The sequence below is a fragment of the Streptomyces sp. NPDC049577 genome (assembly GCF_040675635.1).
In the GTDB taxonomy this organism is placed as follows: domain Bacteria; phylum Actinomycetota; class Actinomycetes; order Streptomycetales; family Streptomycetaceae; genus Streptomyces.
The window spans coordinates 1-5,805 of sequence record NZ_JBFAPH010000375.1 but is presented as its reverse complement, the minus strand read 5'-3'; the positions used below and the strand labels follow the sequence as shown (position 1 = coordinate 5,805).

General features: G+C 74.6%; 7 protein-coding genes. 5 read left to right on the top strand and 2 right to left on the bottom strand.

What is annotated here, in order from left to right:
• Positions 1-435 (top strand): Clp protease N-terminal domain-containing protein (locus AB0K09_RS28740; RefSeq protein WP_366068334.1); only part of this gene is annotated, 435 nt, incomplete at its 5' end.
• Between the two features lie 21 nt (positions 436-456).
• On the opposite strand, the gene AB0K09_RS28735 is transcribed toward AB0K09_RS28740, so the two are convergent.
• Positions 457-1,512 carry a biotin/lipoate A/B protein ligase family protein gene (locus AB0K09_RS28735; RefSeq protein WP_366068333.1) on the bottom strand — a complete coding sequence of 352 codons (1,056 nt, stop codon included), beginning with the start codon at positions 1,510-1,512 and terminating at the stop codon, positions 457-459.
• A gap of 261 nt (positions 1,513-1,773) precedes the next feature.
• On the opposite strand from AB0K09_RS28735, the gene AB0K09_RS28730 reads away from it, so the two are divergent.
• From AB0K09_RS28730 to AB0K09_RS28715, 4 genes are all read left to right on the top strand, one after another.
• Positions 1,774-2,052 (top strand): hypothetical protein, encoded by a 279-nt coding sequence (locus AB0K09_RS28730; RefSeq protein WP_366068332.1) that lies wholly within the window; start codon positions 1,774-1,776, stop codon positions 2,050-2,052.
• Between the two features lie 68 nt (positions 2,053-2,120).
• On the top strand, positions 2,121-2,543 hold the full coding sequence (locus tag AB0K09_RS28725) for a DUF3761 domain-containing protein (RefSeq protein WP_366068331.1): 423 nt from the start codon (positions 2,121-2,123) through the stop codon (positions 2,541-2,543).
• A gap of 526 nt (positions 2,544-3,069) precedes the next feature.
• Complete coding sequence (locus AB0K09_RS28720) at positions 3,070-3,909, top strand: inositol monophosphatase family protein (RefSeq protein WP_366068330.1); 840 nt, start codon at positions 3,070-3,072, stop codon at positions 3,907-3,909.
• A gap of 41 nt (positions 3,910-3,950) precedes the next feature.
• Complete coding sequence (locus AB0K09_RS28715; protein WP_366068329.1) at positions 3,951-5,366, top strand: NAD(P)/FAD-dependent oxidoreductase; 1,416 nt, start codon at positions 3,951-3,953, stop codon at positions 5,364-5,366.
• Between the two features lie 201 nt (positions 5,367-5,567).
• On the opposite strand, the gene AB0K09_RS28710 is transcribed toward AB0K09_RS28715, so the two are convergent.
• A partial coding sequence (locus AB0K09_RS28710; RefSeq protein ID WP_366068328.1) for an isochorismatase family protein occupies positions 5,568-5,805 on the bottom strand: 238 nt, incomplete at its 5' end.

Below are 5,805 nucleotides of genomic sequence, written 5' to 3'. Positions count from 1 at the left end.
CGCCGGGATGCCGGCCGGGCCGGCCGTGAGCGCCGCCGCGGCGAGCACCGCCGCCGCTGCCCCGCGCCGCCGGAGTGCGCGCTCGGCGGCGGTGACGCGGAGGCGCTGCGCGTCCTCGGCATCGACCTGGAGGCGGTGCGCGGGCGCGCGGAGGAGGCGTTCGGCCCGGGCGCGCTGGACGGACCGCCCCAGCCCGGCGGCCGGCACCGGAGCAGGGCCCGCGTCCCCTTCACCCGTCCCGCCAAGCGGGTCCTGGAGCAGTCGCTCAGGGAGGCGCTGGCCCGCAAGGACCGTCACATCGGGTGCGAGCACGTGCTGCTGGGCATCACGGCGGTGGAGGAGGACCGGGCCCTGACGGACGTCCTGCGCCGCCTCGGCACCAGCCGCGCGGCGCTGCGGGCGGGGCTGCCGGCGGAGCCGGGACGCGCGGCGTAGCCGCCGGCTGCTCGGCCGGCGCTACGGAACCCGCGCCGTCCACTCCGGCGACGAGAACTTCGTCGCGGCGAGCTCCTCCGCCCGCGCCATCTCCTCCGGCGTGACGGCCCCCTCCGTCAGCCCGTACCGCCCCCGGAAGGTGTCGATCATCCGCTCGATGACCGCCTCCCGCGGCAGTCCGGTCTGCCGGCGCAGCGGGTCCACGCGCTTCTTCGCGCTCGTCGTGCCCTTGTCCGACAGCTTCTCCCGCCCGATGCGCAGCACGTCGAGCATCTTCTCGGCGTCGATGTCGTACGCCATCGTCACGTGGTGCAGCACGGCGCCCGTGCCGCCGACCATCCGCTTCTGGGCGGCGCCGGCGATCTTGCCGGCGGCGGTGGCGATGTCGTTGAGCGGCTGGTACCAGGCCTTGACGCCCATCCCGTCGAGGGCGGCGAGGACCCAGTCGTCGAGGTAGGCGTAGCTGTCGGCGAAGGACAAACCCTGCACGAGGGCGTCCGGCACGCACAGCGAGTACGTGATGGTGTTGCCCGGTTCGACGAACATCGCCCCGCCGCCGGAGATCCGGCGCACGACCGTCATGCCGTGCCGCGCGGCGCCCTCCGGGTCGACCTCGTTGCGCAGCGACTGGAAGCTGCCGATGATCACGGCGGGGGCGCCCCACTCCCACACCCGCAGCGTCGGCGGCCGCCGCCCGGCGGCGACCTCGGCGGTCAGGACCTCGTCCAGCGCCATGTGCAGGGCGGGCGGCTGCGGTCCGGTGTGGATGAGCTGCCAGTCGTAGTCGTGCCAGTCGGCGGCGTTCGCGAGCGCCCGGCGCACGGCGACGCCCACGGCCTCGGAGGTGAGGCCGAACATGACCGTCCCCTCGGGCAGCGCCGCGTCGATGCGGGCGGCGAGCTCCTGGGCCGGCAGGTCGGCGTTGGCCCCTTCGAGTGCCCGGTTGATGTCGAACAGCGCCTCGTCGGGTTCGAGGAAGAAGTCCCCGGCCACCCGGACGTCGCGGAGGGCCCCCTCCACCACGTCCAGGTCCACGACGACCAGCTTGCCGCCCGGCACCTTGTACTCCCCGTGCACGGTGCACCCTCCCGGAACGTGCCACCGGGCCGGCCCCAGTGGCGGATACAGTCACCGTACGTGGTGGGGCCGCCTTGTGATCGCCGGGCAGACCACCCGCGCGCAGGACTGGCATGTGCATGCCATTCAGCGAAGTCCGGCGCCCCCTCCCCCGTCGACGGCGATCCCCGGGCCTGGAGCATCCGTGAGCGCGGCCTGTGCGGCGAGACGGCGGGCGCCCAGCGGGCCCACGGGCTGGTGTGGCTGAGCACCGTCGACGACATGCGGGCCTTCGAGGCCCTCGAGAAGACGGCGCAGCTGAAGGAGCTGAAGGAGTACGGCCGTGTCAGGGCCACCCGCAGCATGGCCCTCATCGGCCGGGACGTCGTGGTCGAGACCACCGACCCCGCCGACCGCAACGGCCTCTACCAGCAGCAGTTCCTGCACCTGAACTGCGAACCGGGCTTCACCGCTCCGCAGGGCTACCGCTTCGAGAAGTCGATGACCGAGGGCTGTGTACTGACCAACTACGAGCCGGATAACAAAGAGACGTTCGGGTAACTCTGTACAATCCCAGCCCTGTTGTTCGACATCGTCTTCGCGCAGCGGCGCGACAGGGGGGACTGATCGTGAACGTGTCCGAGCCGTACCGGGCGAGACGGGCGGGAGCGGCGCTCGTCGCCGTCCTCGCACTCGGCTTCGGTGCCGTCGCCTGCGACGACTCCGACGGCGGCAAGAGCCCGGGCGCCACGCCGAGCGCGAGCACCTCCGCCACGGCGGCGCCGTTCTCACCGGTGCCCACGCGCGTACCGACGCCGACAGCCGTGCCGACACCGGCACCGGCGCGGACCCCGGCGCACACCTCGGCGCCGAGCGCGCCCGCGCGCCCCGCGCCCACCGGCGCCCCCACGCAGAAGCCCGCCGCAGGCGACGCGCACAGCGGCGCCTCCGCCCTCTGCAATGACGGCACGTACTCCTACTCCGCGCACCGCAGAGGAACCTGCTCCCATCACGGCGGTGTTGCGCGGTGGCTGAAGGATCTGCCTTCCTAGAGCACCAAGCCGCTCGCCGACGGTCCGGTCGTACGCCATCGGATGCGCCGAGCACGGGCACGCCCCGGTCGAGCGGCCCGGGCGGACCGTCGAGACGGTGCAGGAGCTGCTGGAGAAGGAGCGGCCGGCCTCCGGCGAGCGGCACACCGGCACCCTCACCGCCGACGACCTCGCCCGCTACCGCGCGAGCTACGAGGAGCCCGTCACCCGCGACTGGCACGGCTGGACCCTCTGCAAGGCCCCGGCGGGCGGGTTCCGCGCCTGGCCCGGAACGTGCCCGGTGCCCAGACCAGTGGCAGCTGCACTTCTTCCTCGTGACCACCGGCGAACCCTGGTCGGAGGGACGGCTGTGCGCGGTCGCCCGCGACCCGGAGACCGGCGTGCTCTCCGCGGCCGCCGATCCGCGCGGCAGGCAGGGCTACGCCGTGGGGCGCCGAGGAGGCCCCGAGCGATCCGTTCAGCTCGTGGCCGGGCCCCGTCCCCCCGCGCGTCACCGATTGTCGGAGGGGCGTGATTCGATGGACACATGATCGATGAATTTCTCGCAGGTGGTCTGCACGACGTCGAGGAAGCGGTCCGCAAGGCTGCCGCCGCCGAGATCATGCCGCGTTTCCGGCAGCTCGCCGCGGACGAGATCGTCGAGAAGAACGGCCCGCACGACCTCGTGACGGTGGCCGACCGGCTCGCCGAGGCGTACCTCACCACTGCCCTGACCGCGCTGCTGCCCGGTTCCGTCGTCGTCGGCGAGGAGGCCGTGCACGCGGACCGGAGCGTGCTCGACGCGCTGGGCGGCGAGGCGCCCGTGTGGATCGTCGACCCGGTCGACGGCACCCGGCAGTTCGTCCACGGCGACCCCGGCTTCGCGACGCTCGTCTGCCTGGCGCACCGGGGCGAGCTGCTCGCGTCGTGGACGTACGCGCCGGCGCTGGAGCTGATGGCCGTCGCCCGGCGCGGCCAGGGGGCGGTGCTCAACGGCACGCCGCTGCGCGCCGGTTCGCCCGAGCCCGGCCGGGACGTCGCGGTGGCCGTCTCGCACTACGACTTCACCACCGACGAGGAGAAGCGCGTGCTGTCCACGCTGCGCACGGAGGGCTGCGCGCCCCGTCCCTGCGGCTCCGCCGGCCTGGAGTATCTGCACGTGGCCGAGGGCTCGCTCGACGCGCTGGCCTTCTCGTGGGAGAACCCGTGGGACCACGCGGCCGGGCTGCTGCTGGTGGCCGAGGCGGGCGGGGCGAGCGCGACGGTCGCCGGGGAGCCGTTCCGGATCACGGGCGGCAACGCGCTGCCCTTCGCGGCAGCCCGGGACGCGGGGACGCTGCGGCATATCCTGGACCTGCTGGCGTCCGCCGGCCGGCCTCGGACCTGAGCTTCGCCGGGGTTCGTCGTCCGACGAGGGGAGTCGGCCCGGTGTCCAGGATGCTCGACGTCGTCGTCGTAGGCGCCGGCCCCAACGGGCTGACCGCCGCGGTCGAACTGGCCCGCCGCGGTCTGACCGTGGAGGTGCACGAGGCGGCCGGCGCGGTGGGCGGCGGCGCGCGGACGGAGGAGCTGACGCTCCCCGGCTTCCGGCACGACCCGTGCTCCGCCGTGCATCCGCTCGCCGTGCGCTCACCGGCCTTCGAGGCCATGCCCCTCGACCGGCACGGCCTGGAGTGGCTGCACCCGGACCTGCCGCTGGCGCACCCCTTCCCGGACGGCACGGCCGCCGTGCTCTCCCGGCTCGTCGGGGAGACCGCGAGCGCGCTCGGCGCGCGCGACGCGGGCACCTACCGGCGGCTCGTGGCGCCCTTCGAGGGCAAGTGGGCGACCGTCGCGGCGGACTTCCTGCGCCCCCAGTGGAACGGGCTGCCCCGCGACCCGGTCACCTACGCGCGCTTCGGCCTGGTCGCCGCACAGCCCGCCGCCCTGCTCGCCCGCCGCTTCCAGGGCGAGAAGGCCCGGGGCCTGCTGGCCGGGCTCGCCGCGCACGGCATCGCGCCCCTCACCGGCTTCGGCACCGGCGGCATGGCCCTGCTCTTCGCGCTCGCCGCCCACGAGTGCGGCTGGCCCGTGCCGCGCGGCGGCTCCCAGGCGATCGCCGACGCGCTCGCCTCGTATCTGCGCGAGCTCGGCGGCACGGTGCACACCGACTCCGAGGTCAGGCACCTGGACGACCTGCCGCCCGCCCGCGCCTACGTCTTCGACACCTCCCCCACGGCCCTCGCCCGCATCGCCGGACTCGGCCGCGCCTACGCCCGCTTCCGCTACGGGCCCGCCGTCTTCAAAATCGACTACGCGCTGGACGGGCCCGTGCCGTGGACGGCCGAGCCGGCCCGGCGCGCCGGGACCGTGCACATCGGGCCGACCCTCGAGGAGATCGGGGCGGCGCTGGGCGCGGCCCGGCACGGCCGCGACCCGTCCGTGCCGTTCCTCATCACAGCCCAGCCGAGTGTCGCCGACCCCACCCGCGCCCCGGCGGGCAAACACACCTTCTGGGTGTACGGGCACGTGCCCAACGGCTGGGAGGGCGACGCCACCGAGGTGATCGAGCGTCAGCTGGAGCGGTTCGCGCCCGGCTTCCGCGACCGGGTCCTCGCCCGGGCGACCGCCGGCCCGCCGCAGCTGGCCGCGCGCAATGCCAACTACGTGGGCGGGGACATCGCCACCGGGTCGGTGGCGGGGTTGCGGCTGCTGATCCGGCCGAAGCTCGCGCGCGTGCCGTACGCGACGGCGCACCCGGCGGTGTTCCTCTGCTCGTCGGCGACACCTCCGGGGCCCGGCGTCCACGGGATGTCCGGCCACCACGCGGCCCGGGTCGTGTGGTCACGGCTCCGGTCGGCCTGACGGCCCGTACCTGCAGGCGCCCGGATCCCCCACACGGGTGCATCATGCCCCGCCCGGGATTCGCCCGGCCCCGAGCTGGTCACGATGACTAGCGCACGGTGTGGGGGAGCACCCGCGGCGCCCCGGTCCGATGCGGCCCTGCGGCCGTACCGGACCGGGGCGATCCGCGACGGGCGTCCAGCCCGCGTTCCGCGACGGACGTCAGGGCAGCAGCGCCAGGATGTTCTCCACCGTGTCCGTCTCCGCCAGGCGCGGGAAGACCTTCTCCACGCTGTTGCGGTGCACGTCCGCGTCGATGTCCGTCACCGCGTCCGTCACGACCGTGACGTGGTAGCCGTGCTCGTGGGCGGCGCGGGCGGTGGACTCGACGCCCATGCTGGTGGCGATGCCGGCGAGGACGATCTGGGTGACGCCGCGGCGGCGCAGCTGGACGTCGAGG